General features: G+C 66.7%; 3 protein-coding genes. 2 read left to right on the forward strand and 1 reads right to left on the reverse strand.

All coding sequences use genetic code 11. The features are described from left to right. Positions 1-77 precede the first annotated feature (77 nt). A complete protein-coding gene (locus ACFUUZ_RS31510; RefSeq protein WP_378702667.1) occupies positions 78-1,319 on the reverse strand; it encodes a cytochrome P450 in 1,242 nt (413 codons plus the stop codon). 113 nt (positions 1,320-1,432) lie between these two features. Between ACFUUZ_RS31510 and ACFUUZ_RS31515 the strand changes: the two genes are divergently transcribed. Both ACFUUZ_RS31515 and ACFUUZ_RS31520 read left to right on the forward strand, forming a co-directional pair. After that, the gene (locus tag ACFUUZ_RS31515) at positions 1,433-2,596 is read left to right on the forward strand and encodes a steroid 3-ketoacyl-CoA thiolase (protein ID WP_378702669.1); all 1,164 of its coding nucleotides are present in this window, start codon (positions 1,433-1,435) and stop codon (positions 2,594-2,596) included. 363 nt (positions 2,597-2,959) lie between these two features. Continuing rightward, positions 2,960-3,376, forward strand: coding sequence for a helix-turn-helix domain-containing protein (locus ACFUUZ_RS31520; RefSeq protein WP_011207048.1), 417 nt, complete (start codon positions 2,960-2,962; stop codon positions 3,374-3,376). The last annotated feature ends 43 nt before the right edge of the window (positions 3,377-3,419 follow it).

Below are 3,419 nucleotides of genomic sequence, written 5' to 3' on the forward strand. Positions count from 1 at the left end.
GACCGGCCTTTTTGTTCGCCTGCCGGACAAGCGAGAGGCCCCGCGGGAGCAACCCGCGGGGCCTCTCGACACAACCATTACGGCGTGTAGTTCACCGGCAGCTGCTTGATCCCGTTCAGCCACCCGGACCGCAGCCGCTTCTCTCCGCCGACCCGGCTGATGTCGGGCAGGTGATCAGCGATCGCGTTGAAGATCAGGTCGACCTCGAGCCGGGCCAGGTTCGCCCCGATGCAGAAGTGCGCCCCGGTCCCGCCGAACGACAGGTGCGGGTTCGGGTCCCTGGTGATGTCGAACCGGTCGGCGTTCTCGAACACCTCTTCGTCGAAGTTGGCCGAGCGGTACAGCATGACCACCCGCTGCCCCTTCTTGATCTCGACCCCGCCGAGCTCGACGTCCTCCAGCGCGGTGCGCTGGAACGAGGTCACCGGCGTCGCCCACCGGATGATCTCGTCCGCCGCGGTGGCGGGCCGGTTCTTCTTGAACAGCTCCCACTGCTCGGGGTGCTCGAGGAAGGCCATCATGCCGTGCGTGATGGCATTGCGGGTGGTCTCGTTACCCGCGACCGCCAGCATGATGACGAAGAACCCGAACTCCTCCTCGCTCAGCTTGTGGCCGTCCAGATCCGCCTCGATGAGCTGGGTGACGATGTCGTTGGCCGGGTTGGCCTTGCGATCCGCCGCCATCTGGTACGCGTACATGAGGATCTCCGCCGAGGAGGCGGCCGGGTCGACGTCGATGTCCGGGTCGTCGTACCCGGTCATCTCGTTGGACCAGGTGAAGAGCTTCATCCGGTCTTCCTGCGGCACGCCGATGAGCTCGGCGATGGCCTGCAGCGGCAGCTCGGAGGCGACCTGCTCGACGAAGTCGCCGGTGCCCTTCTCGGCGGCGGTCTTGACGATCTGCTCGGCCCGGTTGGAGAGCTCCTCGCGCAGGCCGTTGATCACACGCGGGGTGAAGCCGCGGCTGATGATCTTGCGCAGCTTGGTGTGCTCCGGCGCGTCCTTGTTGATCAGGACGAACCGCTGCAGCTCGATCTGCTCGCGGGTGATGTCGTCGTTGAACCGCGGGATCGCGGTGTTCTCGTGCGTCGAGAAGACGTCGCTGCGCCGCGAGATCTCCTTGACGTCGGCGTGCTTGCTGGCAACCCAGAACCCGCCGTCGCGAAACCCACCGACCTCGCGCGACTGCTCGTTCCACCAGATCGGCGCAGCACGCCGCAGCTCAGCGAACTCCGCAGCCGGAACCCGCTCGGCGTAGATGGCCGGGTCGGTCACATCGAAGCCCTCCGGCAGGTTCGGCCGGTTCCGTGTGTCTACCACCAGATGTCTCCTTCGACACTGTCCTCGAACGACAAACTGAAACACGTTCTACACTCATTACAGCACAAAGTGCGTGAACACGTTTCATTTCTTTCTCCGAAGGAAGGGTGCAGATGGGCACTCCCGTCATCGTCGAAGCGGCCAGGACCCCGATCGGCAAGCGCCGGGGCCAGCTCTCCGGGCTGCACGCCGCGGAGCTCCTCGGCGCCGCGCAGCGCGGCATCCTGGACCGCGCCGGGATCGATCCGGCGCAGGTCGAGCAGGTCATCGGCGGCTGCGTCACGCAGGCAGGCGAGCAATCCAACAATGTCACCAGGGTGGCATGGCTGCATGCCGGGCTGCCCTGGCAGGTCGCCGCCACCACCATCGACACCCAGTGCGGCTCGGCGCAGCAGGCCGCGCACCTGGTGGCCGGGCTGATCGCGGCGGACGCCGTGGAGATCGGGCTCGCCTGCGGGGTGGAGGCCATGAGCCGGGTGCCGCTCGGCGCGAACGTGGGCGAGAACGCGGGCCCGCGCAGGCCGGACTCCTGGAACATCGATCTGCCGAACCAGTTCGAGGCGGCGGAGCGCATCGCCAAGCGGCGCGGCATCACCCGCGCGGACGTGGACGAGTTCGGCGCGCGCTCGCAGCGGCTGGCCGCCCAGGCGTGGGCCGAGGGCCGCTTCGACCGCGAGGTGCTCACGGTGACCGCGCCCGAGGTGGACAAGGAGGGCAACCGCACCGGCGAGACGCTCACCGTCAGCCGGGACCAGGGGCTGCGCGAGACCACCGTGGAGAAGCTGGCCACGCTGAAGCCGGTGCTGGACGGCGGCATCCACACCGCGGGCAGCTCGTCGCAGATCTCGGACGGCGCCGCGGCCGTGCTGCTCATGGAGCGGGCCGCCGCCGAGCGGGCCGGGCTGCGCCCGCGGGCCAGGATCGTCACCCAGGTCGTGGTCGGCGCCGAGCCCGAGTTCCACCTGGACGGCCCGGTGCAGGCCTGCACCCGGCTGCTGGAGAAGTCCGGGATGAAGATCGGCGATCTCGACCTCTTCGAAATCAATGAGGCGTTCGCCTCGGTGGCGCTCTCCTGGGCCCGGGTGCACGAACCCGACCTGGACCGGGTCAACGTCAACGGCGGCGCCATCGCCATCGGGCACCCGGTCGGCTCCACCGGATCCCGTTTGCTCACAACGGCTCTGCACGAGTTGGAGCGCACCGGCGGGAGCACCGCCATGGTGCTGATGTGCGCGGGCGGCGCGCTCGCCACGGGCACCATCATCGAGCGGCTCTAGCCAGAAGTGTCGATTCCGGTCGGTTTCGTTGAACGTTCATCTCGGAGCCGCGAGAACGTGTTGTACACCACATGTTACCGGGCCGTCCGGAATAGATGAGACATCAGCTACTTTCGAGCGAACATCGGTGCGTGGTCGACCGTTCGCCCGACAGGCGAGAACCGTTGCCATGTGCCAGTCGCCCAGAGACCCCCGCGCCAACCCGCAAACGTCGATTCGAAGCCACTTCAGCCCACGGGCCGGCGTGAGGCGTCAGGAAATAGGCAATCAGGCGTAGGTTTTCAGTTACTGAGCCGCTAATATCAATGATAGGTATCCGAGATAACCTCTCTTAGTACAGCGAAGGGAATTGGGCGGCTCACAATGGCTGATTTCGCGGCGCGGCTGAACAAGCTGTTCGAAACCGTGCATCCCCCGGGGCGCAAGCCGCACACCAACGCGGAGGTTGCGGCAGCGCTGACAGCCTCCGGGCATCCGATCTCGAAACCGTACCTGTCGCAGTTGCGGTCGGGGCAGCGGACGAATCCGTCGGACGAGACGGTGGCGGCACTGGCCAAGTTCTTCAAGGTCAAGCCGGACTACTTCTTCAACGACATCTACGCGGCCAAGATCGACCACGACCTGGAGCTGCTGTCGCAGCTGCAGGGCTACGGGCTGCGCAGACTGTCGAGCCGGGCGTTCGACCTCTCCGAAGAATCGCAGAACCTTCTCACCTCCATGGCGGAGAAGTTGCGAGCCAGCGAGGGGCTGCCGGAAATTCCTCCGGACGGGACGGAATAGGGTTCCACGACAACGCGGCGCGGTGCGGTCCAGGGGGCCGCAC

The sequence above is a fragment of the Nocardia sp. NPDC057353 genome (assembly GCF_042667085.1).
In the GTDB taxonomy this organism is placed as follows: domain Bacteria; phylum Actinomycetota; class Actinomycetes; order Mycobacteriales; family Mycobacteriaceae; genus Nocardia.